This is a genomic window from Pseudoalteromonas sp. AOP7-A1-14 (assembly GCF_052376275.1).
Lineage (GTDB): Bacteria > Pseudomonadota > Gammaproteobacteria > Enterobacterales > Alteromonadaceae > Pseudoalteromonas.
On the sequence record NZ_JBQSVO010000021.1, the window covers coordinates 1 to 24,383 of the forward strand.

18 protein-coding genes are annotated in these 24,383 nt (G+C 40.2%); 11 read left to right on the forward strand and 7 right to left on the reverse strand.

Annotated features, from left to right (window positions below; all coding sequences use genetic code 11):
- Nucleotides 1-212: 212 nt before the first annotated feature.
- On the reverse strand, nt 213-2,282 hold the full coding sequence (locus ACT3RM_RS05525) for a TonB-dependent receptor (protein WP_441994657.1): 2,070 nt from the start codon (nt 2,280-2,282) through the stop codon (nt 213-215).
- A gap of 575 nt (nt 2,283-2,857) precedes the next feature.
- On the opposite strand from ACT3RM_RS05525, the gene ACT3RM_RS05530 reads away from it, so the two are divergent.
- The 4 genes from ACT3RM_RS05530 (at nt 2,858) to ACT3RM_RS05545 (ending at nt 7,705) form a co-directional block, all read left to right on the forward strand.
- On the forward strand, nt 2,858-3,220 hold the full coding sequence (locus tag ACT3RM_RS05530) for a hypothetical protein (RefSeq protein ID WP_441834549.1): 363 nt from the start codon (nt 2,858-2,860) through the stop codon (nt 3,218-3,220).
- Between the two features lie 4 nt (nt 3,221-3,224).
- Complete coding sequence (locus ACT3RM_RS05535; protein ID WP_441993155.1) at nt 3,225-5,558, forward strand: fatty acid cis/trans isomerase; 2,334 nt, start codon at nt 3,225-3,227, stop codon at nt 5,556-5,558.
- Nucleotides 5,559-5,698: 140 nt separating this feature from the next.
- Nucleotides 5,699-7,150: a molybdate ABC transporter ATP-binding protein ModF gene (modF, locus tag ACT3RM_RS05540; RefSeq protein ID WP_441993154.1), complete on the forward strand. Its 1,452-nt coding sequence runs from the start codon at nt 5,699-5,701 to the stop codon at nt 7,148-7,150.
- A 123-nt stretch (nt 7,151-7,273) separates the two neighbouring features.
- Nucleotides 7,274-7,705, forward strand: a complete 432-nt coding sequence (locus ACT3RM_RS05545; protein WP_441993152.1) for a hypothetical protein — start codon at nt 7,274-7,276, stop codon at nt 7,703-7,705.
- A 165-nt stretch (nt 7,706-7,870) separates the two neighbouring features.
- On the opposite strand, the gene ACT3RM_RS05550 is transcribed toward ACT3RM_RS05545, so the two are convergent.
- The gene (locus tag ACT3RM_RS05550) at nt 7,871-8,746 is read right to left on the reverse strand and encodes a TraB/GumN family protein (protein ID WP_441993150.1); all 876 of its coding nucleotides are present in this window, start codon (nt 8,744-8,746) and stop codon (nt 7,871-7,873) included.
- A gap of 1,007 nt (nt 8,747-9,753) precedes the next feature.
- Between ACT3RM_RS05550 and ilvG the strand changes: the two genes are divergently transcribed.
- The 6 genes from ilvG (at nt 9,754) to can (ending at nt 17,259) form a co-directional block, all read left to right on the forward strand.
- Nucleotides 9,754-11,403 carry an acetolactate synthase 2 catalytic subunit gene (gene ilvG, locus ACT3RM_RS05555; protein ID WP_441993149.1) on the forward strand — a complete coding sequence of 550 codons (1,650 nt, stop codon included), beginning with the start codon at nt 9,754-9,756 and terminating at the stop codon, nt 11,401-11,403.
- A complete protein-coding gene (ilvM, locus tag ACT3RM_RS05560; RefSeq protein WP_441834541.1) occupies nt 11,400-11,645 on the forward strand; it encodes an acetolactate synthase 2 small subunit in 246 nt (81 codons plus the stop codon). Before ilvG ends, ilvM begins: the two co-directional genes overlap by 4 nt.
- Before the next feature lie 117 nt (nt 11,646-11,762).
- On the forward strand, nt 11,763-13,619 hold the full coding sequence (gene ilvD / locus ACT3RM_RS05565) for a dihydroxy-acid dehydratase (protein WP_441994658.1): 1,857 nt from the start codon (nt 11,763-11,765) through the stop codon (nt 13,617-13,619).
- A 2-nt stretch (nt 13,620-13,621) separates the two neighbouring features.
- Nucleotides 13,622-15,172: a threonine ammonia-lyase, biosynthetic gene (gene ilvA / locus ACT3RM_RS05570; RefSeq protein ID WP_441994659.1), complete on the forward strand. Its 1,551-nt coding sequence runs from the start codon at nt 13,622-13,624 to the stop codon at nt 15,170-15,172.
- Nucleotides 15,173-15,406: 234 nt separating this feature from the next.
- A complete protein-coding gene (locus ACT3RM_RS05575) occupies nt 15,407-16,594 on the forward strand; it encodes a methyltransferase (protein WP_441992885.1) in 1,188 nt (395 codons plus the stop codon).
- An 8-nt stretch (nt 16,595-16,602) separates the two neighbouring features.
- Nucleotides 16,603-17,259 carry a carbonate dehydratase gene (gene can, locus ACT3RM_RS05580; RefSeq protein WP_441834537.1) on the forward strand — a complete coding sequence of 219 codons (657 nt, stop codon included), beginning with the start codon at nt 16,603-16,605 and terminating at the stop codon, nt 17,257-17,259.
- Between the two features lie 20 nt (nt 17,260-17,279).
- Here the strand turns inward: can and map are convergent, their stop codons facing one another.
- The 4 genes from map to ubiK all read right to left on the reverse strand — a co-directional run bounded on the left by map (nt 17,280) and on the right by ubiK (nt 19,543).
- Nucleotides 17,280-18,053, reverse strand: coding sequence for a type I methionyl aminopeptidase (map, locus tag ACT3RM_RS05585; RefSeq protein WP_441992884.1), 774 nt, complete (start codon nt 18,051-18,053; stop codon nt 17,280-17,282).
- Nucleotides 18,046-18,252 carry a ParD-like family protein gene (locus ACT3RM_RS05590; RefSeq protein WP_441992883.1) on the reverse strand — a complete coding sequence of 69 codons (207 nt, stop codon included), beginning with the start codon at nt 18,250-18,252 and terminating at the stop codon, nt 18,046-18,048. Before ACT3RM_RS05590 ends, map begins: the two co-directional genes overlap by 8 nt.
- Nucleotides 18,253-18,641: 389 nt before the next feature.
- Nucleotides 18,642-19,106: a hypothetical protein gene (locus ACT3RM_RS05595; RefSeq protein WP_441992882.1), complete on the reverse strand. Its 465-nt coding sequence runs from the start codon at nt 19,104-19,106 to the stop codon at nt 18,642-18,644.
- 155 nt (nt 19,107-19,261) lie between these two features.
- Nucleotides 19,262-19,543, reverse strand: a complete 282-nt coding sequence (gene ubiK / locus ACT3RM_RS05600; RefSeq protein ID WP_441992881.1) for a ubiquinone biosynthesis accessory factor UbiK — start codon at nt 19,541-19,543, stop codon at nt 19,262-19,264.
- 102 nt (nt 19,544-19,645) lie between these two features.
- On the opposite strand from ubiK, the gene rep reads away from it, so the two are divergent.
- Complete coding sequence (gene rep / locus ACT3RM_RS05605; protein ID WP_441994660.1) at nt 19,646-21,658, forward strand: DNA helicase Rep; 2,013 nt, start codon at nt 19,646-19,648, stop codon at nt 21,656-21,658.
- A 1-nt stretch (nt 21,659) separates the two neighbouring features.
- On the opposite strand, the gene ACT3RM_RS05610 is transcribed toward rep, so the two are convergent.
- Entirely contained in the window at nt 21,660-24,239 is a 2,580-nt protein-coding gene (locus ACT3RM_RS05610) for a diguanylate cyclase domain-containing protein (protein WP_441994661.1), read from the reverse strand.
- Nucleotides 24,240-24,383 lie beyond the last annotated feature (144 nt).

The window sequence follows — 24,383 nt, forward strand, 5'->3', positions numbered from 1 at the left end:
CACTGTAGGTGCTGGTGTTGTAGCAACTATCGTTAAGTAATAATTAGCTTAGCTAATTTACTTACTAAAAAGGTCACTTAGGTGGCCTTTTTTAATGCCTATAGAAAAGTTAGAAGGTATTGTGCTGTGTTTAGTTTTAGTGCAAGGGAGCAGTGGCCGTAGCCACTAAAAAAGAGCACCGGAGTGCTCTTTTATTTGTAAATAAACACCTTTTAAAAAGCAAAGTCCCAGGTAACGCTTGCTACACGGCCAGTGCCTGCAAAGTAGCTAGCTGCAGAAGGGTTAGTTTGACTGTAATAGGTGATATAAAACTCATCAGTTAAGTTATCAACGCCTAGGCTAAATGCTCCATATTGCTGAGTTTGATAATTAACTGATAAATCAACTGTGATGTAGCCATCAAACTCACCGCCGGTGTTAAAGTCACGATCAAATAGTTTATTAACTTGTAGGCGGCTATTTATGCTATTGGGCCACTGTTGTTGCCAGTATAGGTTTAAGCGAGTTGGCGATATATTGCTGCCACCTAAATCGCTTTCCACTATACCATCTGCATCACCGTCATATTGGCCATTAGTGTCCGCGTAGTTAGCACCAAAAGTTGTGTTGTCATTTAAGTAATACTGGGCACTTGCTTCAAAGCCATCAATTTCAGTACGTTCACGCTCTACGCTATAAATACCATCACTATCAGCCTCTAAGCGAGCGCCTAAATCAGAGTCAGACTCAAAGTAACCGGCTTTAAAATTAAAGCTATTATTAGCGTACTCAAGACCCACTTCGCGGTTATCCGAAATAACCGGCTCAAGATTTAAAAAGTTATCCACTGCCAGATTGGGTTGATTGATCCCTCGTAAAACTCGGCCTACATCCGCCATACTAAAGCCTTCGCTGTAGCTTGCATAAAAGCGTAAGTCATCTGTTACTTGATACACAACCCCCACATTGCTTAATAATTCGTTAAAGCTCGGTTCACCGCCTTCTACAAATTGGCTACCGTAAGAAGCAAGAGTAGTAAAGTCAGCAACTTTTAATTTACCGTACTCATAACGTGTACCGACATTAAGTGTCCAATCTTCAAAGCCATCAAAACGTAATTGTGCAAAAGGAGCGGCGTTATTAAATTTGGTTTCGGGTACCCAATTACGGCCTGTCTGCGAAAGCTCTTGATAGGTTTCATCACTTAACAAATCAAGCCCTGTAACCAAATCAAAATTACTGTCTGCTAAGTTATCTTTGGCGTAGGTTAGGCGGCTACCAAACTTTTGTGATTTATTTTGTGATTGATCAAAAATATCATCACCGAAAGCCGGATCTTGGAAAGTCGCAAAATTACCACCGCCATACATTGCGGCAAAATCTTGCATAAATACTTGCCAAGAGAGCGTGCCGCCAGCAATATTCGTATTGTTGTAGTCAAAGGTAAGTGTTGTTACACGGTTTCGTGGTGCTTCACCTTCAATATCATTTTTTTCAGCAGTCGTTGGTAGATCGTTTTCTGGGTCACCACTTACTGCAACATAATCACCATTACCCTCCATATTGTAATGGTTAACCATCATTTTTATACTTTGGTTGTCGTCCAGCTGGTACTTAGCTTTTAAAAAAAAATCGAGACTTTGAGAGTCTTGGGTATCGCCTTGGCTACCATCAAGGCCGACTAAATCGCCATTACCATCGCGATACATCCCGGTGCTACGTGCTGAAACGCCACCCACTAAGCTTAAGTCATCTTTTTCTTGACTGAATAAATAGCTGGTTTTGTAGCTTTGACTGTCACTGCCACCCGAGGTTGGCGTACTAAAGCCGGCACTTACTTGATGAGTATCATCGCCTGGTGTTTTAGTGATGATATTTATAATACCGCCGCTGGCACCCATACCTTGAATTGCATTAGCGCCGCTTATTACCTCAATGCGTTCAATCATAGCTGCATCAATAGTATTACCATCACGTGAACCATTACGTAGTGGGTTTGTCTGCGGGACACCATCAATCATATAAAGAGGTTCACGACCACGTAATGTCTCACCTGAACCGGTCATTTTTTGGCGACTAGGCGAAAAGCTAGGTAATAAGTTACCGAGGATTTGTGAAATATCTTGTGTATGAGCGAGCTGCTTGGCAATGTCTTCTGCGCTAATAACATTAATCGTCGCAGGTACGGTGCTAACCGGTGCTGTACTTCTAGTAGCAGATACTGTGATCCGTTCAATATCTGCTTGAGAGTTAGCCACTGCAGCTAATGGAGTAAGTAGAAAAGGTAAATATTTAATGCTCATGAATTACTGTTACTTGTTATGATAGTAATAATTATTCGTATTTATATATTTGTTTGCTTGTATAATCAATAGCAAACATTTAAAGGTTACTCAAAATAAACATCGATTGATAATAATATTAATTTAATTCATTGTTATAAATAGTATTAATAGCCGTAACTTGCTTAGATATAAATTTACATTGGTAAAATAACTATGTCCGAAATGGACTATATTGTTTAAAGCCATTGATAAGCCCATTGATAAGCCCATTGTCGGTATTCTTGAAGTGAGTGATGAATAGCCAAGTGATTTTCTCGCGCACTGGATGGTTACCGTTAACAGTTGTAATAACACCATTGCTAAAGCGTAGTATTTTCAATACAGCAATCATCAATGGGTGATGTAAGTGTAATCAAATACATTACCTTTGATAATCGTTGTATTAACTTTAATTTGAGCCTGTGATACTAAAGAAGCAGAAATTCCCGGGGGAGATAGGTACGAACTATCTTGAAAATACCAGTAGTTACCTAAACTTATATATTTGTTATAATATTAGTCATACGCGCGATTAGCATTATAATGAGTACCCTATGGAACATGAGCAAGACAGCAATCTCACACTGCCTTTATTTCTTTTTGATGACACCTTAAACACCCGAGATATTGAGCAACCAGATTTATTAATCAACGTTTCTCTTGATGAAACGTTACTCACACAGCTGTGCCAAAATCCAAATGCCGATAGTAGTATCGCAATTAATTTAGCTGACTATCAGTTAGACATGCTTAACAAGCAGTTTAGTGAACTTTTAGAGCAACCACACCAAGCGCAACTTACCTTAACGCAAGGGCCCTTACTAAGTGCTTTACTAACTACAGAAGATGAGCGTTCTTTTGTTTCACCGCAAGTGGATATGATGCCCACTTTTGATTTAGGTGATGAGGTAGAGTAAACAAATGAGAAAGAAGTTATTTTTAATCGTTTCCTTGATGGTGTTAAGTGGTTGTGCTTACTTAAGTGCTGCTCATTACGATGAGTTGTTCGGCCCAGAGCAAACTCGACAACGTATGGTCCAAGAAAATACGGGCGCTGGTGCTGAGTATTTACAATACGTAAAACCGGTGCTTGATACACGCTGTGTGGTTTGTCATGGCTGTTATGACGCACCATGTCAATTAAAGCTGTCATCCCCAGAAGGTATTGATCGTGGCTTAAGTAAAAAGCGCATATATAATGGCACTCGGTTATTTGCCTCTGAGCCAAGCAGATTATTGTATGATGCGACTAATACTGCTCAGTGGCGTGAAAAAAACTTCAGCCCAGTTCTCAATGAGCGCACCCAGACTGAGCAGGCCAACTTGGCAGACTCTGTGTTATATAACGCTTTGGTGTTAAAGCAAAGTTCGCCTTTACCTGCTGAAGATGTACTTGATGATGAATTTGACTTTAGTCTAAACCGCGAACAAACCTGTGCAACTATGGGCGAGTTTAACCACTTTGCAAGCAACAAACCGCATGCAGGTATGCCGTATGGCTTACCTGGTGTTTCTCGAAGCGAATTTCAGCATCTTGAAAAATGGCTTAAGAACGGCGGCAAGATGGCGCATATAAAAGCACCAAGTAAAGCGGTATTATCACAAGTTAAACGCTGGGAAAGCTTCTTAAATCAAGATGGCTTAAAGTATCAACTTGCCGCACGTTATATTTTTGAACACTGGTATTTAGCGCATATTTACTTTCCTGAAGATGGTCCTAAAAGCTTTTTTAAATTAGTGCGCTCAACCACACCTCCAGGGCAAGAAATTAATTTAGTAAATACGCGAAGACCTTACGATGACCCAGGTGTAGAGCGTGTTTATTATCGTTTAATGCAAGAACGCTCAACTATTTTAGCAAAAACACATTTACCGCTATCTTTAGATGACAGTAAGCTAGCGCGTTTAAATCAGCAGTTTATAGAACAAGATTATAAAGTTGAAAAGCTACCTAGCTATCGAGTCGATGTAGCTTCTAACCCGTTTAAAACATTTTCTGCTATTCCGGTAAAGTCTAAATATCAATTTATGCTTGATGAATCTGAGCTAATAATTATGGGCTTTATTAAAGGACCAGTCTGTCGTGGTCAGATAGCACTGAATGTAATAAATGACCAATTTTGGGTTGCCTTTGCAGATCCTGATAAAGTGGCCACACCAGCAGTTGATGAAATGTTATTGCAGCACGAAGATGCATTGGAACTTCCTGCGGCAGAAGAAAGTAATGCGCTACCTATCTCAAGTTGGGTTAAGTATTCAAAACGCCAAAATCAATACCTCAAAGCTAAAGCTGAACTAGCGGATAAGATATTTAAGGACGACGAAAACCTTACTACAGATATGTTATGGCAGGGTGAGGGCATTAATAAGAATGCGGCATTGACTATATTCCGCCACTTTGACAGTGCTACCGTAGTTAAAGGGCTAATAGGCCAAGAACCAAAAACTATGTGGGTACTAGACTATGCATTATTTGAGCGTATTCATTACTTATTGGTCGCAGGCTTTGACGTATACGGTAATGTTGGTCATCAACTGATCACGCGACTTTATATGGATTTCTTACGTCTTGAAGGAGAACAAAACTTTTTAGCGTTTTTACCAAAAGAAGTACGTAAAGAGCTTAAAGCAAATTGGTACCGTAAAGCACCATTAAGCTTAACCGCATTTTTTGAAGACAGTAAAGAGTTTAGTCAGCCTACAGGTATTGCTTACAAGACAAATGAACACCAGCACGAGCTGTACGGCTTAATTAAAAAAGCATTAAAACCAGTTTTAAGTCCGCGTTATGATTATAAAAAAGTACCTAAGGATCTGCAGGCAATTAATACTATGCCGGCAAAAGCGATTAACTTATTACCGCAAGTATCATTTGTGCTAGTTAAAGAAGGTGATAACGAGCATGCAGCTTATTCAATAATTCACCACAACGCACACTATAATATCTCTAGTTTATTAAACGAAGAGGGGCAACGTGCATATAGTGAGGATACAGTAACAATAGTACCTGGCTTTATTGGCGATTACCCAGAAGCAATTTGGTATTTGCACAATGAACAGCAAGTGTCAGAGTTTGCAAAGCAAATGCCGCTGTTAAAAACTGAACAAGATTACCGTGATTTAAAAGCTGAGCTGGCTATTCGCCGAACTCATCCACAGTTTTGGCAATACAGCGATATTTTGCACCAAGTTGCCAAACAGTACCGCGAAATAGAATACGGACTGTTTGATTATAATCGCCTAGAAAACCGTTAATGCACACACTTGTTTTTGACAAACCCCAGTGACCTCGCTGGGGTTTTGTTTGCTAACAGGTTATGACTAGCCATCGCGGGCTAACTCAGGTATTTTTATTGAAATTCAAATATTAAGTTATCACTCACTAAGGTTAAAACGTGCCCTTAATTCAACTAAAAAATGTCCATGCCAGTTTATCTTTCCAACCAGATCAAGCGTTTCTTTTAAAGAATATTAATTGGCATGTAGCACTTGATCAGCACTGGGTATTGCTTGGCAAAAATGGCGCGGGTAAATCTGCACTCAGTGCATTATTGGTGGGTAATGCCAAGATCATTGAAGGGCAGCGAACTGAGGATGATGTAAGCTATCAAATTGTTTCGTCGCAAACGCAAAAAGAGCTCATTAACGAAGAACTACTTTGTAACCAAGATGATATTTTAGATGGAAAAACCAAAGCGCGAACGGTGCAAGATATAATCGCACAGCACAGCGCGGATAACCCATTGTTTGACCATACACTTTGCCAGCGTTTAATTGATGATTTTGACTTCGAACCATTATTAACTAAGCAGTTCAGAGCACTTTCTACCGGTGAAACTCGAAAGCTAATGTTAATTAAAGCACTGAGTAGTAACGCGCAATTAGTCATATTAGACGAGCCTTTTGATGGTCTTGATAGCAGTATGACCGAAAAGTTAAACGCTTTTTTAACTGAGCTTAGCGCTCGTACTTGTATGGTATTCGTGCTGAATAGATTAGATGAAATTCCTGCTTTTATTAGCCACTTTGGTTATGTGGATAATGGCAAGTTAGTACATCAGCTTAGCCACCCGGATATGCAGCAACGCGCTGATTTATTTAAGCTAATGCACTTACAGCAAACAACACTAACCATACCTAATAAAGACAGCTCACACAGCGCCCCCATATTTACCAATAAAACACTAGTAAAGCTAACTCAAGGCCATGTTAAATATGCTGATAAGTCTATTTTTTCACAGCTTGATTGGACTATTAATAAAGGTCAGCATTGGCAGTTAAGTGGTAAAAATGGCTCAGGAAAAACATGTCTACTTAATTTAATCACCGGTGATAATCTGCAGTGTTACAACAACGACATTGAAGTATTTGGTTTTAAACGCGGCAGCGGCGAAAGTATTTGGGATATAAAGCAACATATTGGTTATATATCTAATGCGCTGCATATGGATTATCGAGTGAGTATTTCTGCGCTTAACACAGTTATTTCAGGCTTTTACGACAGCATTGGCTTATATCAACAAGCGACCCAAAAGCAGATAGACCTAGCAACCCAATGGCTGGAGTTATTAGGTTTGAGTAAACTTAAGAGCAGCTCGTTTTCAACGCTTTCGTATGGGGATCAACGCATGCTACTGATTGCACGGGCTATGGTTAAACACCCCACATTACTTATCCTGGATGAGCCATGTTTAGGGCTTGATGAAGCAAACCGCCAGCGGGTATTACTACTGATTGAAAAAATATGTGCCGCAGGCAGCAGTACCGTAATTTATGTAAACCACCATGCAAAAGATAAAATAGCCGGCATAGTACACTATTTAGATATGGCAGATTTTAAAGCGTAGGTTGTTTTAATTGTTTGTTTATAAATGTATGACAGCGTGTAATGTATGCCGTTCTTAAGTGCTATTAACCAGCTAAATGGGACAGAATAAGCTGTTATATTTACATCATATAAAGGAGTTACCGTGAAGAGTGTACTATTAATCCTTAGTTTAGTTTTGTTTAGCTTAAATACATTAGCTGACACTTTACCTTCTAAGGAAAAAGCAAAAGAATTAGCTAAAAGTGTTATGGCAGAAATGGGCAAAGGTAATATGGAAGCAGGAACTAAGCTTACAAAACCTTACCTCATAGTTCCAGATGATGAATACTTTGCGTTAATCGATCAAATGAAGATGCAGCAACCTGTTATTGAACAGCGTTTTGGGAAAACTATTAGTGTAGAAGTAGCTGCTATAGAAGAAGTTGGCGAATCTCTAATGCTAATATTGTATCTCCAAAAATTTGATAAACATGTTCTTCGTTGGAAGTTTTATTTTTATAAACCTCGTAATGAATGGGTATTAAATACATTCACGTTTGATGATCAAATTCAATCAATGTTTCAGATCCAGTAAACATAACAAGCAATCAACAGATAGTAGAGGGTCAGATATTGACTTCAGATATCATGTTATTGACTGAGTATTTTCGTTATATAGTTACCTGTTAGAATCTTTTTTAGGGAATATAAACGCTTAAGTTGAGCTGCCTAAGCGTTTATATCCTTCATTGACGTTTAATCAAAGGCGAGTGATAGTAAAGCCTTGGTCTTTAAGTTGTTTTAATAAACCGTGCTTTTCAGGCAGGTGTAGCGCGCCTATGGCGATAAATAGTTTTTCTTTGCCTATGCGTGGAGTGAGGCTTTTAACCCAATTATCGTTGCGCTCAATCAGCATCACTTGTTCGCTAATTTCACCGTAATTACTGTCATCAAAGCTGGTGTTGTAATAATCAGTAAGGGTATCCATATCGCCCGTTTTCCATGCATTGACTAAGTTTATAAAGTAGCTTTCTACGTCGGCGAGTTGTTCAAAGGTTTCTTCAATCATTTCGTTACTAAGTAGCGATAAGTTAGTGAACATTTCCATTTGATACTCAAGCGTTTCTAGCTCACCAATGGGAATGTTTTTACTTTTAGCATAAGTAATCACTTGCTTATCGATACCATTTTGCTCAGAAAAGCCGGCTTCTTGAAATTCAATTTGCATCATAGTGACCATTACGGCCCACGGTGCAAACTTATCGAACATGGCAATATCTATTGATTTATTTTTAAAGTAATCAGTGAGCTTTTGGTAATTTTGCTGTGATAATTGAGATTGTAGCTTGTGGCCGTTTTTAAGCATCATAAATGGCATTGAACGGCGCTGCATTTCAGCAGGGCTAATGGTACTGATATCAACTTCAACAATTACTTTTTCGCTGGCATTTATGGCGTTGGTTACTTTTTTAGACAGTCCTTTCATGGTACTGTCGCCAACATGTACAGTGCCAAATAAATACGACTTAACCCCTTCTTTTTCAATTTGCCACAAGGCAGGTTCAGCATTACTAGCAAAACTCGTTAGTAGTAGTGTAAAAGTTAAGTAGGCTGTTAAGCGTGGCAAAATATTCATAATTTTCCTTAATAGATAAAAAGCAGAGTGAGAGGTACCCAACCACCTCAAGATGCATAATTTAGCGTTTCACAATGCCAGCCCCTTTATAGAAGTAACAACGATGAAAGTAAGTGTCTGTGTAACGCCCAACGGGCTGGTTTACGTTATTAGTTAAAAAACGACTATTATTTGCAGTCAATACCTTGCTTAAATCGCTTTTAATGCCATCTGAAATTCGTATCTTCGGGTGGTTTAAGTATAAATACTACCTTAATTTTTGTTATTCGGTAATGTAATAAGCAGGAAAAATGTGACTTAACTTGATGATGAGCGTTGATCTCAAAGCGACAAGCAACACGATAAATAAACCAACACTATAGGCTAAAGTAAAAGCGGATTATTTAAATACGGCTAAATGCAATTTTTTAGTTTGATAAAAAATAGGACTAGACATTAATCCGCCACTCAAAAGCTCGATGAGCACATAATAGGGTTCAATACTTAAAGAGTTACTTAAGCGAAGCTACTTGCTTACTGTGATGCGTTATTACTTTTTAATTCGTTTTATTTTTAAAAATTAATCAAACCATAAAAAAGCCTATTAGCAGGTATGAAATATCATTTCTTAGCTATATGAGAGAAATAAATCTACTCATTTATTTTTATTAGATTTTTATGCCTTTTAAATGCGTTGGGAAAGGTTTTATTAGATTGTTTTTAGGTTGACTTAAAAGCACCATCGCGGTAATAATACATAAACACAGCGAAGAAATATGATTACTTCGCAATATTGAACAAGTTAATGAACAAACTTTGGTATTAATTACATGCTTACTAACGCACTAAACCTAGTCCTGATTAACATCGTGGTGATTATTATTACCGCGGGGGCTACTTAGTGCTTTAAAAAAGATAAGCATTAGAGAGCCCCCCGCACTTAACAAGTTCGGGGGGCTTTTTAGTTTTAAGGTTTTTAGTTTAAAGCAAGTATTACATGTATATCACTGAGGAATGAGGATAAATTAATGACAGGCGCAGAGTTAACAATCGATTTATTAGCCAAGCATGGCGTAAATGAGGTGTTTGGTTATCCCGGTGGAGCCATCATGCCGATTTACGATGCTTTGTATGGCGCGCCAGTTAAACACTACTTAACGCGTCATGAGCAAGGTGCTGGATTTGCTGCAGTGGGTTTTGCACGTAGTACGGGTAAGTTAGGGGTGTGTTTTGCAACTTCAGGCCCAGGCGCTACCAATTTAATTACTGCTCTTGCTGATGCAATGATGGATTCAGTACCGTTACTTGCAATCACCGGACAAGTACCGACAGCGGCAATCGGCTCTGATGCCTTTCAAGAAGTAGATGTATTAGGTATGTCTTTGTCGTGTACTAAGCATAGTTACATGGTGGAGCGCCCAGAAGATTTAGCCGAAACACTACAAGAAGCCATACACTTAGCGCAAAGCGGTCGTCCGGGTCCTGTATTAGTTGATATCCCAAAAGATATTCAAATGGCGCAAGTGCCTTTTCATCCATGGCTTGCTGCAGAAGATGATTTACCAGAGCTTGATTTAAACCAAGTAGCTATTGCCAACCAGTTATTAAGCGAAGCAAAACAGCCCGTTGCCTATGTAGGCGGTGGTGTACAAGCCGCGGGTGCACAAACTGAGTTAATGCAGTTTTTAGAAAAAACCCAGATGCCGGCGGTATCAACTTTAAAAGCATTGGGCAGCGTGTTACCTGATTATGAGTTTGATTTAGGGATGTTAGGCATGCATGGCGGCCAAGCGGCCAATTTAGCTGTGCAAGAGTGCGATGTTTTAGTGTGTATAGGTGCGCGATTTGATGACCGTGTTACCGGAAATTTAGCTAAATTTGCAGCTAAAGCGAAAGTTATCCATTTAGATATCGACGCTGCAGAAATAGGTAAAAGAAAGCCTGTAGAAGCCTCGTTAATTGCAGATTTAAAAGTCTCGTTAGTGCAACTTGAATGCTTTGTTACTGATGCACAGTGGCGAGAGCATAATAAAGAAATGATGACTAAGCATGCGTGGCGTTACGATTACCCAGGTGAAAAAGTATTTGCCCCTTATTTACTTAATCAGTTAAGTCAGCGTATGCCAAAAGCAGGGGTTGTTTGTTGTGATGTTGGTCAGCATCAAATGTGGGTGGCGCAGCACATGAAGTTTTCACACCCGAGTAACCACTTAAGTAGCGGCGGCGCAGGTACGATGGGCTTTGGTTTACCTGCGGCAATTGGTGCGCAAGTAGCACGGCCTGATGATTTTGTTATTACGGTTTCAGGTGATGGCTCAATCATGATGAACATTCAAGAATTAGCGACTATTCGTCGTAATAACTTACCAGTAAAAATACTTATTTTAGACAACCAACGTTTAGGCATGGTACGTCAGTGGCAAGAGCTGTTTTTTGATGGCCGCTACAGCGAAACTAATTTATCGGACAACCCAGATTTTGTGCAGTTAGCAGCGGTATTTGGTATTCCTGGGCAAACCGTTACGCATGCGAATCAAGTTGACGATGCCATTACTGCGTTGGTTGAAAGTACAGGCCCTTATATTGTTCATGCTTGTATTGATAATAAAGAAAATGTCTGGCCTTTAGTTCCCCCTGGTGCGGCCAATGATGAAATGATGACGGAGAGAGCACAATGAAACATGATTTAACCATCACATTAAAAAATCAAAGTGCTGCTATTGAGCGCTTTTTACGTGTAGTGCGCCACCGCGGCTTTGAATTAAACGACTTACAATTATCAATGGATGACGGTTGTTACCAAGTAGCAATGAGCGTTGATAGTGACAAACCTATTTATCTATTAACCAGTCAACTTAGTAAGCTGGTGGATGTAAAGCAGGTCACTCTGCAGGAAAATATACAACAGCAAGCAATGTAAGTTGTTTGCTAGTTAAGAAAGACTATAAATACAAAGTAGACTAAGCAACGACTTAGCTAACTAATTGAATTTCAGAATGAGGACGCAGTAGGTAACTGCTGCAAAACAGAGGTAACTATGGCTAAATTAAGAAGTGCAACAACTACCGAGGGTCGTAAACGCGCAGGTGCACGTGCATTGTGGCGAGCCACCGGCATGACAGATTCTGACTTTGGTAAACCGATTATTGCAGTGGTAAACTCATTTACCCAATTTGTACCCGGGCATGTGCACCTTAATCAGCTAAGTGAATTAATGGCTGACACCATTAAAGATGCCGGCGGTATCCCCAAAGAATTTAATACCATTGCCATTGATGATGGTATAGCAATGGGGCATGGCGGTATGTTGTATTCATTACCTTCGCGCGACTTAATCGCAGACTCTGTCGAGTACATGGTGAATGGTCACTGCGCCGATGCGATGATCTGTATTTCTAACTGCGATAAAATTACTCCAGGCATGATGCTGGCGTCATTGCGTTTAAACATTCCGGTCATTTTTGTATCGGGCGGACCAATGGAAGCAGGTAAAACCAAACTTGCTAACATTGATATCAAGCTTGATTTAGTTGATGCTATGGTTAAAGGCGCTGACACGAACATAAGCGATGAAGATTCAGAGCAAGTCGAGCGCTCAGCATGCCCAACTTGTGGCTCGTGCTCGGGCATGTTTACTGCCAACTCAATGAACTGTTTATTGGAAGCAATAGGCTTGGCATTACCGGGCAATGGCACTACGCTTGCTACCCACAAAGATCGCAAGCAGCTGTATGTTGAAGCCGGCTCACGCATTGTTGATTTATGCCGCGAATATTATCAAAAAGATAACCATGAAGTATTACCTCGCTCCATTGCCAACCGTACTGCATTTATGAATGCCATGGTGGTAGATATTGCCATGGGGGGGTCATCAAATACGGTATTACATTTACTCGCCGCGGCGCAAGAAGCAGGCGTTGATTTTGATATGTCGCACATTGATGCATTGTCTCGTAAAACACCCTTTTTATGTAAAGTAGCGCCAGCGACACCTGAGTATCATATAGAAGATGTACACCGTGCAGGCGGTATGATGGCGGTTGTGCGTGAACTAGGTAAAGCTGGTTTAGTGGATATGTCGGTTAATCATGTGGCCGGTATGACCATGGCAGAATTAGTTAAAAAGTGGGATGCCACAGATCTTAATAACGAAGCGGCGCGAAAGTTTTATCGTGCAGGCCCAGCGGGCATTCGTACCACGAAAGGCATGAGTCAAGAATGTCGCTGGGAAGAAGGTGACAACGACCGTGAAAATGGTTGTATTCGCAGTGTTGAGCATGCTTTTCGTCAAGATGGTGGCTTAGCTGTGCTGTCGGGTAATTTAGCGGTTGATGGTTGTGTTGTTAAAAGTGCTGGGGTAGTAGATGAAATGCTGCATTTTGAAGGCACCGCCGTAGTTTATGAATCACAAGATGAGTCTGTTGAAGGCATCTTAAATGACGAAGTAAAAGCAGGCGATGTAGTGGTTATTCGTTATGAAGGGCCAAAAGGAGGCCCAGGCATGCAAGAAATGCTTTACCCAACTAGTTATTTAAAATCAAAAGGCCTAGCAGAGCAATGTGCACTTATTACTGATGGGCGTTTTTCTGGCGGTACTTCAGGGCTTTCTATTGGTCATGTATCGCCCGAAGCGGCTAGTGGCGGTGTGATTGCTTACGTTGAAAATGGCGACAAAATAGTTATTGATATCGCCAGTCGTGAAGTTACCTTAGCAATAAGCGATGAAGAACTTGAAGTACGCAAACAAAAACAATTAGCCCGCGGTAAGCTTGCTTACAAACCGCTTAACCGTGAGCGTTATGTGTCCTCGGCATTAAAAGCGTATGCATTATTAGCCACTAGTGCTGATAAAGGCGCAGTACGTGATTTAGTCAAACTGGAGGAGCTTAGCTAATTATGGTTTCAGAAGAGCTCGATTATTTTCGCGCTATTATCCAAGCTAATATGGAGCCTTTGGCAAAAGTGACACAGGTCAGCGATATGGCTGACCTAAGTGCTCGCCTTGGTAACCAAGTATGGCTTAAGCGTGAAGACCAGCAGCCAGTATATTCGTTTAAATTACGCGGCGCTTATAACAAACTAGCAAAGTTACCTAAAGGCTCGGTGGTGATCACTGCTTCTGCGGGTAACCATGCTCAAGGAGTGGCGCTAAGTGCGTCGCATTTAGGCCATCAAGCAACGATTGTTATGCCTGTCACTACGCCTGAAATTAAAGTTAACGCAGTGCGTAGCTTAGGCGGTGAGGTAGTATTGCATGGTCATCATTTTGATGCCGCTAAAGCGCATGCTCTTGAGCTTACTGAGCAGCGTAATGGTGTATTTGTGCCACCCTTTGACGACCCTGATGTTATTGTCGGTCAAGGCACTGTAGCGCGTGAACTAATGCAGCAGTTGAACCAACTCGATGTGGTATTTATTCCCGTTGGCGGTGGTGGTTTATTAGCGGGCATGGCGGTGTATATCAAATCACTCAGGCCTGATATTAAAGTTATTGGTGTTGAGGCTGACGAAAGCGCTTGCCTAAAAGCGGCATTAGAAGCTGGTAAACCGGTTGAACTTGAACGTGTTGGCAGTTTTGCAGATGGTGTAGCCGTTAAAATAATCGGTAAAGAGACTTTTCGTTTAGCACAAAAGTTTTGTGATGAAGTGGTCACTGTCAGCGGTGATGAAATATGTGCCGCGATGCAAGATATTTTTGTTTCCACCCGTGCAATTGCAGAGCCTTCAGGCGCGCTTGCTACCGCAGGCCTTAAAAAATGGTGCCAGCAAAGTGGCCAAAAAGGGCTAAGTGTAGCGGCTATTTTATCGGGTGCTAACTTAAACTTTGATCGCTTACGTTATGTTGCTGAACGCACCGCGCTTGGTGAAAAAAACGAAGCGTTATTAGCTGTGACGATTAAGGAAGAAAAAGGTAGCTTTAAGCAATTTTGTGCATCCCTTGGTGGTCGTGCGATTACTGAGTTTAATTACCGTTTTGCAGGACCCGGTGAGGCACAGATTTTTGTTGGCATCGCACTTAGGCAAGGTCAGCAAGAATTGGATGAGCTTAAAGGCGATTTAACCTCAAAGGACTACCAATTTTGCGATTTGTCAGATAACGAACTAGCTAAGTTACACGTACGTTACATGGTAGGTGGCAAAGCCCCAGAGCAGCTACATGAACGCTTGTTGCGCTTTGAGTTCCCTGAATACCCGGGAGCGTTAGCACGCTTTTTAGATACCTTAGGCAGTAACTGGAATATTACCTTATTTCATTATCGTAATCATGGTGGTTCGATGGGGAATGTATTAGCTGGTTTTGCTATTGAGCCAAGCCAATATGATGTATTCAACGAGCATTTAAATCGTTTAGGTTATAACGTGCAAGATGAGACTAGTAATCCATGTTTTACGCAGTTTTTGACCAGCCAGCCAAATGCGGCATTAACGAAGGCGGCAAATCAATAAAGTGATGCTCTTCGCTAGAAGAGCTTACTTATTAAGTTAAATTTTCAGTTAAACTTTATCAGTTTCAGTGCAGGCTTGCTGCCAGTTATAAAGTGTAGTGTCAGAAATTTCACTTTGTTACGTGCGTTGGTTGCAGTCATAGAACGTTTAGTTTTATCAATTGTTAGTTTATATACGACTGATGGTGAGAAAGAGCGTATGATAACGCTATGATTTTTTCATCGCTTACGTTTTATGACCCTTGCTGAACAGTTTACAGCCTTAGATACACTGTTATTTAATACCCGTAGATATTGGCAGTGCACCGCCTTTGATTTCGACCATTTCCCATGGCCTGAATTAAGTGTTGCGGTTGACTCGTTAAGTGATGTGCAAGTGGCTGAACTTGATAGTAACCAAGCTGCGTTATATGACTTTTTTGATCCATACATTCCAGTCCTTAAACAATTGCCAGCGCTATGCCATTTAGAGTCTGAAAAAGCGGCGCGCATTACTTATCCTTTTTGGATAAGTAATGGTATTAAAGGGCGCAAACTTGAGCAGTTACAAGACTTTACTAGTGCTTTAAACAGCAATGATACTCCCGTGCTGGAGTGGTGTGCGGGTAAAGGTCATTTAGGACGGATGCTGGCTTTTAATGGCGCTGCCCATGTGCACAGTATTGAACTACAACAAACCTTATGCGAACAAGGTCAAAAGAGTGCAAAGCAGCAAGGCTTAGCAATGCAGTTTAGTCAAGCTGATGTATTGAGCGATCCTGTTAGCGATTTTTTTAAGCCGCAACTCCACGCTGTAGCACTTCATGCTTGTGGTGCTTTACATCAGCGGTTTATGGAGCATGCAAGTAATGCGGGCACTAAGCAAATAAGTTTATCCCCGTGCTGCTATCACCTGTTTACACCTAATCATTATCAGGCGCTTAGTGTGCAAGCAAAAAATAACGTATTAGCATTGACCCATCGTGACTTAAAGTTAGCTTTACAAGAAACGGTAACCGCACCAACCCGCGTGGCAAAAATGCGTAATATTGAAGTTGAATGGCGACTCGGCTTTGATGCTTTACGTAAATCCGTCACGGGTTCACAAGGGTATGTCAGTGTGCCTTCGGTAAGTAAAGCCATCTTTTCGGATTCATTTAAAGCCTTTTGTACATGGGCAGCAGGTGAAAAGGAGTTGGAAATACCTCATGGTATTGATTACTCAGAGTTTTTATTGAAAGGACAGATGCGCAGAAAGATTACAGATCGAGTTGAACTGGTTCGACATGTGTTCAGAAGAGCCATTGAAATTTGGCTCGTGCTCGACCGTGCTTTATATTTGCAAGAGCGAGGCTATAAAGTCACCGTCAAAACGTTTTGCGAAAAACAATTAACGCCTCGCAATATCTTAATTCAAGCTAGTTTAACGTCACAGACAGCATAAGAGAGCCAATGAGAAAGTTAAAGAATTTATTTGAGAATAATAAACGCTGGGCCGAACGAACAAGTAAAGATGATCCTGAGTTTTTCAAAATTTTATCTATGCAACAAAACCCAGAATATTTATGGATAGGTTGCTCAGACTCGCGGGTGCCCGCTAACGAAATTGTTGATTTGATGCCAGGTGAGTTATTTGTACACCGCAATGTTGCTAACGTCGTTGTACATACTGACCATAACTGCTTGTCAGTGATGCAATACGCTGTTGAAGTGTTAAAAGTGAAGCACATTATGGTGGTAGGTCATTATGGTTGCGGTGGCGTACAAGCGGTGCTTGACGATGCTAAGTTTGGCCTTATTGATAACTGGCTGCGTCATGTGGATGACATTAAAGAAAAGCACATGACGCAATTATATGAAGTACCTGAAAAGAAGCGCCTTGATGCATTAGTTGAGTTAAATGTGATAGAGCAAGTGCGTAATGTATGTCGTACCAATATTGTGCAAGAAGCTTGGAAACGAGGGCAAGAGCTAACTATTCATGGTTGGGTTTATGGCTTAGTTAATGGCCATCTACATGATTTAGAATCCGTTGTGACGTGTACTGATGAAATGGCAGATACTTATAAAAGCGCGGCGAAAAGGGTATTTGACCGTAATATTAAATAATGACCATTCGAGCCGTTACTCTACGCACTTTCTTCGGCGCGTAGAGTAAGTACTTCATAACCATCAGCTGTCACTGCGATAGTGTGCTCCCATTGTGCAGATAATTTTTTATCGCGTGTAACGACAGTCCAGCCATCAGGCTTAGTTTTTATTTTTGCCGCACCTTGATTGATCATAGGCTCAATAGTGAACGTCATGCCTTTTTTGAGCTCGACACCTGTATTGCGTTTACCATAATGCAGTACTTGTGGCTCTTCATGCATTTGCTCGCCAATGCCATGTCCGCAGTATTCTTTAACTACGCTATAACCATTACTATGGGCAAAGTTTGCTATGGCGTTGCCGATGTCACCTAAGCGCACTCCTGGCTTGACCATTTTGATACCTTGCCACATGGCTTGGTAGGTTTTATCAACCAAACGTTTCGCCAGTGGTGATACATCGCCAAGCATGTACATTTTACTGGAGTCAGCAATATAGCCATTTTTCTCCAGCGTGATATCAATATTAACGATATCACCTGATTTCAAAACGCGTTTAGTGTCAGGAAAACCGTGACAAACAACCTCGTTAACGGAGCTATTTAATACATACGGGTAATCGTATTGCCCTTTACTTGCAGGACGTGAGGCGAGCTCATCCACAATATAACGCTCAACTAAATCATTAATTTGCATTGTAGTTATACCGATTTGCACATGCTTATCTAAATAGGTAAATACCTGAGCAAGTAAACGGCCAGATTCACGCATTACAGCAATTTGTTCGGGTGTTTTGATTACGATATTACTCATGTTGAAAGTCCCTTGTAATGACATCACCTTGCGCCAGTTGTTGTTTTAAAATTTCAGCGTAAGTCATGGTCGGGTTAAGCTCCGCAAGCATGCCTATTTTTATCCAGAATTCAGATTGTGAATTGATTGAACGCACCATCGTGCTGCTGGCTTTACGAATTTCTTCGTGGAGTTCGTCGCTAATTTTGACAATGCCCATGAAAGTTACCAATATATAAAACGTATATATATCGTATATTGTTTTGCATGTATTTCAAGTATAAGTTCTTTGATAGTAATAAAACTTAATCCTAAACAAGTGAAGCGGTAAAATACATTAGTGGTGATGCGGGGTATTGGCAGGGATCGCTAATTACTGATAAAAGTGCTTCTTACTTGGTGCAAAAGTTGTGAGTCTATCTTTCACATAAAGATTGCTCTCCTTCGATTGAACTCCTCATTCTTTTCTCTTTATGTTATTAGGTTTTAAGTGGTTTATTCACTAAGAGATTAAGAGGCGCTTCGTTTAAAGAGTAAGAGAATAAAATTTGTGCAAGGGAAGATGAAGCGTGCCTCATAGTCCCTTAGCCGTTAAGGCTGTTCTGTTGATTATGGCTGGTAAGGTAATGATGATTGATGCAGGATGATTTTTACTTTGCCATCGTCACATAATTTAAATACGAAACTCTTATTCACAAAAATGTGGCTGTCATCTTCACCAATAAAGTGAACATTACATTGTACGATTGCTAGATCGCTATGTATGATAAAATCTTCTTTACTATACCAAACCTTCACCCAAGGCTTTAATTTGAAGCCATTATCATTTGGAAAATCGCTGTTTCCGCCAACAAAATAAGATAATGCACCTTCTTTAGTTGGACGAAATGTTTGTTGGCCAAATGTCAGTGTTGGTTTAAATAATACTTTACCATTATCATAATCATAATTTTCAGATAACACTTGTAGTGAAAAAGCTGCCGCATCTCCTCCCTCAGAGTGGACTTTGCCAACTTTAACCACGTTATCACACCAAGTTTGCAGTGCTGTGTGCACCATTTCTTTAGTAAACATAAAGATTCATTCCTCCAATATTATTGAGAGCCACAGAGCTGTTAACTATTAGTTCAGGGCGTAGTTCACTTTCTTAAGTGAATGGGTTATCAGTCTCGTTTAGCTTAAATTTATAGTGTTAGCTTGGTCATAAATTCACTAAATAAAACTGACGACTATGTTTCTTTATTATCTAAATTATTTTGTTTATTTTCGCTTAATTGCTGTTCTAAAAGTTCTACTTTAGCTTCGAGGTCGGTCAGTTTTTCGCGAGTTCGCATTAATACTTGGCTTTGCACGTCAAACTCTTCGCGGCTAACAAAATCCATTTCTGCTAACTTACTTTGTAATGCTTGCTTAGTGCGCCCTTCAATAGTGTCAGCGAGATTTTTTACGCCTTGTGGCATATTGCTCGTGATCTGTTTGGCAATTTCTTCAAGTTTTGCTGGGTTGATCATGTTAGTCCCTCAATGCTAAAAAAGATAATATACCTTATTGGCTAGGCGTAGTGTAGTGATTACGGTAAAATTGCTCGTCTTTATAAAATCTCTTTGGTGGTTATGAAACTCAATCCTAAACAAGATGAAGCGGTAAAATATATAAGTGGTCCTTGTCTTGTACTGGCGGGCGCAGGCTCGGGTAAAACGCGGGTTATTACTAATAAAATCGCCTACTTAGTGCAAAAGTGTGAGTATCAAGCGCGTAATATTGCCGCTGTAACCTTTACCAATAAAGCTGCTAAGGAGATGCGTGAGCGGGTACTGAAAACGCTAGGAAAACAAGAGTCGAAAGGGCTTTGGGTTTCTACTTTCCATACGCTTGGTTTAGAGATTATCAAAAAGGAGTTAAAGACTTTAGGGTTTAAACCGGGCTTTTCGCTGTTTGATGACCAAGATACAAGCCAGTTGTTAGCTGATTTAACCGAAGATGAATTAAAAAAAGATAAAGACTTACTTAACTTACTAAAAATGCAAATTGGTAGCTGGAAGAATGAATTAGTGCTGCCAGAGCAAGCTATTAGAGAAGCTCGCGAGCCACAAAAAGCACTTTTTGCTCAGCTTTATGCTCGCTATAGCACGCAGTTACGTGCATATAATGCACTCGACTTTGATGATTTAATCATGATCCCCACATTGCTATTGTCAGGCAATGACACTTCGCGTGAGCGTTGGCAGCAACGGTTTCGTTATTTGTTGGTTGATGAGTATCAAGATACCAATACTAGTCAATATCAGCTTGTAAAACTACTTGTAGGTGAGCGTGCCCGTTTTACAGTGGTAGGTGATGATGACCAATCGATTTATTCGTGGCGTGGCGCAAGGCCACAAAACCTAGTTTTGCTGAGTAAGGATTATCCCGGTTTACGATTAATTAAGCTTGAACAAAACTACCGAAGTGCTGGGCGTATTCTAAAAGCAGCAAATATTTTGATTGCCAATAATCCTCACGAGTTTGAAAAGAAACTATTTAGTGAGCTGGGTTATGGTGAGCCGATTAAAGTGATTGGCTGTCGTGATGAAGAGCATGAGTCTGAACGGGTGGTGGCTGAGATTATATCGCATAAGTTTATGAAGCGTACCAGCTATAAAGATTACGCTATTTTGTATCGGGGTAATCACCAGGCGCGAGGCTTTGAAAAATCATTAATGAGTAACCGCATTCCTTATAAAATTAGCGGTGGTATGTCGTTTTTCTCGCGCTCAGAAATCAAAGATATGATGGCGTATTTACGCTTATTAGTGAACCAAGATGATGATAATGCCTTTTTACGAGTTGTAAATACTCCAAGACGTGAGATTGGTACGGTTACGCTTGAAAAGCTCGGCACGTTAGCAAATGAAAAACACATAAGTTTATTTGCCACTTGCTTTGATAATGACTTGGGATATCGCTTAAAAGGGCGAGGCTTAAATGCGCTCAATGGTTTTGCTCGTTGGGTCGTGGAGCTTTCGGACAATGCAGTACGCGGCGATACACTCGAAGCGGTAAAAGACTTGATTAGGCAAATTAATTACGAAGCCTATTTGTACGAATCATCACCGAGCGCTAAAGCCGCTGAAATGCGCATGAAAAATGTGTCTGAGCTATATCGTTGGATCACCGATATGCTCACTGGGGATGCTGATAATCCGCCTATGACACTCGTGGAAGTGGTGAGTAAGTTAACCCTGCGCGATATGCTTGAACGCAACGAAGATGAAGACGAAAGTGATGCGGTGCAATTACTTACCTTACATGCATCAAAAGGTCTGGAATACCCGTATGTATTTATGGTTGGTATGGAAGAAGGGTTGTTGCCGCACCAGGTGAGTATTGATGAAGAAAATGTTGATGAAGAGCGCCGTTTAGCCTATGTAGGGATAACTCGTGCGCAGCAAGAACTGACGATGACCTACGCTAAAATACGTCGTCAATTCGGTGAAACTTCACAAACTGAGTTAAGCCGTTTTGTGCAAGAGTTACCACAAGATGACTTGGAGTTTGAGAATAAAAAAGCGCCAAGCTCTCAATCTGAACGAATGGAAAAAGGCCAAGCGCGCGTGGCTAATTTACGAGCGATGTTAAAAAAATAGTTTATAACTTATTTGGTTGTATCTCTTGTATGTGGTGTATTTTATTACTTAATTGATTTAATACGTGCTGCTTGCCCACAAAAAGAGCTAAGCCATGCTTATCTAATAAGGCCCTAAAATTTAAAATGGACGGGCCTTTTGCTATTACTTTAATGGCTTTAATTTTTGTAATAGCTAATACCCCTTGCAGCTGCAAGCTATAGCTACGCTCTTGTAATATGCGTTTACTGAAGGTTGAGCTGAGCAATATATAATCAAAATCTTGCTCTGATATTAAGTTTAATTCACAGCGATTTTTAGCAAAGTCATTTAATCCAATGGTATAACCATTCTTTTTAAGGGTGCTCAGGTTATTAGATTGAGACGTAGAAGCGTATCTAATTTCTTGCTCGTTAAATAACAAACAGATTTTTTTTACTACCGGGCCTATTTTGTTCAATAATCGAGATAACGCTAAAAACGGTTCTTTTTCTAATAACAGACTAGAGCAAGGCAATAGTATGGTATTAAGCTTTGCTTGCTGGGCCTGCTTGTGAGCTTGCTCTATAAGTTGTAATTCAACTTTCAACTGCAGATCTTTGTCGCTGGTAAACTTTCTTAATATTTCAAAGTTGGTACTGCCTAAAACAGGGTGTTCGCCAAACGCTTCTAGTAATGACTCTGATTGTTCTTGTGCATCTAGGGTAATAATTTCAGCGCTGCGAAAGTGTAGCGGGAGTTTATCAAGGTGGTGAATCACCTCTTTATCTGGTGCATTATTACCTGCATTTAATAGCGGGTGAAAAAATTCAAAGCGGCTGCGCCCGGCATTTTTTGCATAATACATTGCAGCATCTGCATCACGAATAATTTCATCTGTATTTTTATAATTACGTTTTGAATAAGTAATACCAATGCTGGCACCACTTTGCATGCTCACTCCCTTTTCACAAAAGGGTTTTTTCATTAACTCGATTAATCGCTTAGCGATATCTTCGGCTTGCTGTCGCTCAGTAAGATGAGTAAGTAAAATCACAAACTCATCACCACCTAAACGGGCTAATAAGTCATGTTCACGGATACATTGAGTAAATGCTTCACTAACGCTAATAAGAAACTGATCGCCCGCTTGATGGCCTAATTGATCGTTTATATCCTTAAACTTATCTAAATCAATAAACAGCACGGCAAATTCTTGCTCAGGAAAATGCTGATAATATTGCAGGGTTTTCTCAAGCTGGGTCAAAAATAAGCTGCGATTTGGTAGCCCTGTTAATGAATCATGGTGAGCATCATGATAAAGCTGTTGCTCTACTTTTTTACGCTCTTCAATCTGCATTTGTAGGTGCATGTTGGTTTGGCTTATTTCTTTGGTTTTTTCAACAACTCGGTATTCTAACTCTTGATGACTTTGCTTAAGTGCTTGATTAGCTAAATGAGTCTGCAATACATTGGCTATTTGATGGGATACAAAAGTAATAAGCTCACAGTCATCGTTATTAAAAACATGTTTATTTTGATAAGCTTGGCAAACAATTAAGCCAATTACACCTTGTGCTGTTTTAAGCGGAGCGCCGAGCCAACTGGTGGCTAATTGTGATGTTGGGGTTTTCTCAGGACGTTTTACAATACCGTCACTTATTAATTTATCCGCTCTTTTTAAGTCAATAAGTTGCGTTTTTTCAGTGCTTAATACCAGCTCACTAAACCCTTTGGCGAAAGGTCTTGGTTGATTATTCTTATGAAATTCGTCGGCGCAATAGGGAAAACTTAGCCAGCCAGTGTCTTTATCATAAAGTGCAATATAAAGGTTTTCGGCATAGGTAATGTTTTTTATAATTTCGTGTACTTGTAGGTAAATATCGACTATGTATTTACTTTGTGTGGCTAACTCGGAAATTTTAAATAAAATTTGTTGACGCTCTAGTGCGCTCTTTCGCTGATCAATTTCAAGGTTTAGTGCTTCATTACTTTGAGTCAGAGCACGGGTACGAATTTTCACTTCAGACTCAAGTAGCTCGCGTTTTTTAACGCGTTCAATCGCGGTTGCTAAATAAAGCGACATGACTTCCAATAGCTCTATTTGCTGATCACTGTAGCTTTGCTCTAAGTCATAGCTTTGCGCAACGAGTACACCAATAATTAAGTTATCACGAAATACCGGAACACCGACCCAGTGCTCGGCGGGTGTGCCAAGTAAACGAAACTTCCCCCTGTCTGCATCAGCTTGCATTTGCTCACGGCTAAAATAGGTGGTTTTACCTTGCTCGAATACATAACCGGTAACACCGTGATTAAAGTTGTGATCTTGATTAAGCGGCGCCGAAATACCGTCTTTTTCATCAGCAAAGTAAGATAATTCTAGTGTGTGCGTAAATTGGTTTTGTAATACTACATAAAAGCTTTTACTGGGAATGTAGTCTTGTAAAATATTATGTATAGCAGGGTATAGTAAGTTTAATTCAGCCACAGTGCTGGCTTGCTCTGATAATTGGATAAGAGCATTTTGTAGATGATGTGATTGCTTGTACTTTTCAACTAGTAACTCTAAGCGTTTGTTTCTTCGAGCTAGTTTACTCAGTAAGTCTGTTTTATCTTCCAATGACGTTGAACCGACTGTTATTATTGTTTAATTATTACCCTTATAATTCCACTTTTTGTACCTGTCGTCAAGGATGTAATAGCCTTAGAAATAATATTAAATTACTACTAAATTAGTGCTGTTAACTTTTTGGTAATAAAAAAG

Coding starts and splice junctions, on each gene's coding strand:
- ACT3RM_RS05525 (WP_441994657.1), bottom strand. CDS start 2,282: ATGAGCATTAAATATTTACCTTTTCTACTTACTCCATTAGCTGCAGTG.
- ACT3RM_RS05530 (WP_441834549.1), top strand. CDS start 2,858: ATGGAACATGAGCAAGACAGCAATCTCACACTGCCTTTATTTCTTTTT.
- ACT3RM_RS05535 (WP_441993155.1), top strand. CDS start 3,225: ATGAGAAAGAAGTTATTTTTAATCGTTTCCTTGATGGTGTTAAGTGGT.
- ACT3RM_RS05550 (WP_441993150.1), bottom strand. CDS start 8,746: ATGAATATTTTGCCACGCTTAACAGCCTACTTAACTTTTACACTACTA.
- ilvG (WP_441993149.1), top strand. CDS start 9,754: ATGACAGGCGCAGAGTTAACAATCGATTTATTAGCCAAGCATGGCGTA.
- ilvM (WP_441834541.1), top strand. CDS start 11,400: ATGAAACATGATTTAACCATCACATTAAAAAATCAAAGTGCTGCTATT.
- ilvD (WP_441994658.1), top strand. CDS start 11,763: ATGGCTAAATTAAGAAGTGCAACAACTACCGAGGGTCGTAAACGCGCA.
- ilvA (WP_441994659.1), top strand. CDS start 13,622: ATGGTTTCAGAAGAGCTCGATTATTTTCGCGCTATTATCCAAGCTAAT.
- ACT3RM_RS05575 (WP_441992885.1), top strand. CDS start 15,407: ATGACCCTTGCTGAACAGTTTACAGCCTTAGATACACTGTTATTTAAT.
- can (WP_441834537.1), top strand. CDS start 16,603: ATGAGAAAGTTAAAGAATTTATTTGAGAATAATAAACGCTGGGCCGAA.
- map (WP_441992884.1), bottom strand. CDS start 18,053: ATGAGTAATATCGTAATCAAAACACCCGAACAAATTGCTGTAATGCGT.
- ACT3RM_RS05590 (WP_441992883.1), bottom strand. CDS start 18,252: ATGGGCATTGTCAAAATTAGCGACGAACTCCACGAAGAAATTCGTAAA.
- ACT3RM_RS05595 (WP_441992882.1), bottom strand. CDS start 19,106: ATGTTTACTAAAGAAATGGTGCACACAGCACTGCAAACTTGGTGTGAT.
- ubiK (WP_441992881.1), bottom strand. CDS start 19,543: ATGATCAACCCAGCAAAACTTGAAGAAATTGCCAAACAGATCACGAGC.
- rep (WP_441994660.1), top strand. CDS start 19,646: ATGAAACTCAATCCTAAACAAGATGAAGCGGTAAAATATATAAGTGGT.